This window comes from Bacillus sp. P4_D3 (genome assembly GCF_056401855.1).
Window position 1 is genome coordinate 1 of record NZ_JBFUIN010000677.1, and the last position, 1,658, is coordinate 1,658.

Below are 1,658 nucleotides of genomic sequence, written 5' to 3' on the forward strand. Positions count from 1 at the left end.
GGTGTGGTAACTGGTACCGGAGATGAGAGATTCAAAGTCGGACCAGCTAAATTATTTACAGATGGAAGTAGCACCGGGCCTACAATTGCAACCCGTAAGTCTTACTCGAGTGACCCTACCAATTATGGCATTCTTTATTATAGTGAGGAAGAAATTTACCGGGTTTTAGGTGAAGCGCATAAAAAAGGTTATCAAATCACTGTACATGCACAAGGTGATAAAGCTATTGAAATGTATTTAAATTGTGTAGAAAGGGCGCTAGAGGAATCACCAAGAAAAAATCACCGTCATCGAATCGAGCACGCGGGAATTTCTTCACCAGATTTACAAGAGAGAATGAAAAAACTCGAGATGATTCCTATTCCAAATCCTCCATTTCCATATGAATTCGGAGAGATATATGTAGAGCACTATGGTGATCGTGTGAATCACATGTACGCTGCTCGTGATTTTATTGATCGTGGCATCATTGCAGCAGGTGGATCGGATGCACCAGTTACTGACTATAATCCTTTATTAGGAATTCATGTTGCTGTCAATAGAAAAACCAAGTCTGGAATAGAGGTTGGTGCTAATCAATCTATAAGCGTAATGGAAGCTATTAAACTATACACATGGAATGGTGCTTATGCGAGTTTTGAAGAAGAGATAAAAGGAAGCATAGAGGCCGGAAAGTTGGCGGATTTAGTGATATTAAATGACAGCATTTTAAGTGTCGATCCAAACCAAATTAAAGATTTAAAAGTAGAAACAACTATTATTGATGGTGAAATTATCTATCAAGAAGAACAATCAGTGAAAATTTAGCAATAAAAAAACGCCCCTTCAATTGTGAGACTGATTTTAACAATTGAAGGGGCGTTTCAGTTGTTTAGTTGCGCTTTTTAAATCGTATTAATTTTCCGAGAGAATTGAAAGGACATTCGTGTACTAACAAATATTCAGATCATGAACACTAGAAAACAAATACAACCTATCATATAATTGAAAGACTATATTGTAAAATCAATGTTAATATTACCCTCCTATAAGTATTAACATGCGTAATTGAGGTGTTTTCTTTGTTGTTTTATGATCGAATTTCTATAATGGCCCCTCCTGTTCCGTAGCTAAGGAAAGTCTATTCATTTCTGAGATTTTCAAAGTTATAGGAGGGTATGAAAAATGAAAAAAGTCTCGGTACCATCACTTTGGTTAATGATTATTCTTGTGGCATTTCCACAAATTAGTGAAACAATTTACACACCGTCTTTACCGGATATTTCAAAGGCGTTGCACGTAAGTAATAATGAGGTACAGTTAACGCTTAGTGTTTATTTTGCTGGATTTGCTTTAGGTGTATTTTTTCTTGGATGGTTATCAGATATAATTGGTCGTCGCCCAGCAATGTTACTTGGAATTGTAGTATATGGTGTAGGGAGTTTCTTATGCTTTATTGCAAGTTCCATTGAATTTTTATTACTAAGTCGTTTTATTCAAGCGTTTGGGGCAAGTGCGGGATCAGTTGTTACACAAACGATTCTTCGTGAAAGTGTAGATGGGCATAAGCGTCACGTCATGTTTGCTCAAATTTCGGCAGTCATTGCTTTTACACCAGCGATAGGCCCGCTAATCGGGGGCTTTCTTGATCAAATGTTTGGATTTAAAATAGTATTTTT

Annotated in this window: 2 protein-coding genes; both read left to right on the forward strand. The window is 36.7% G+C overall.

The features are described 5' to 3' along the window. A partial coding sequence (locus AC1DTM_RS25495) for an amidohydrolase (RefSeq protein WP_477001190.1) occupies positions 1 to 807 on the forward strand: 807 nt, incomplete at its 5' end. Positions 808 to 1,164: 357 nt separating this feature from the next. Continuing rightward, on the forward strand, positions 1,165 to 1,658 hold a 494-nt coding region (locus tag AC1DTM_RS25500), incomplete at its 3' end, for an MFS transporter (protein ID WP_477001191.1).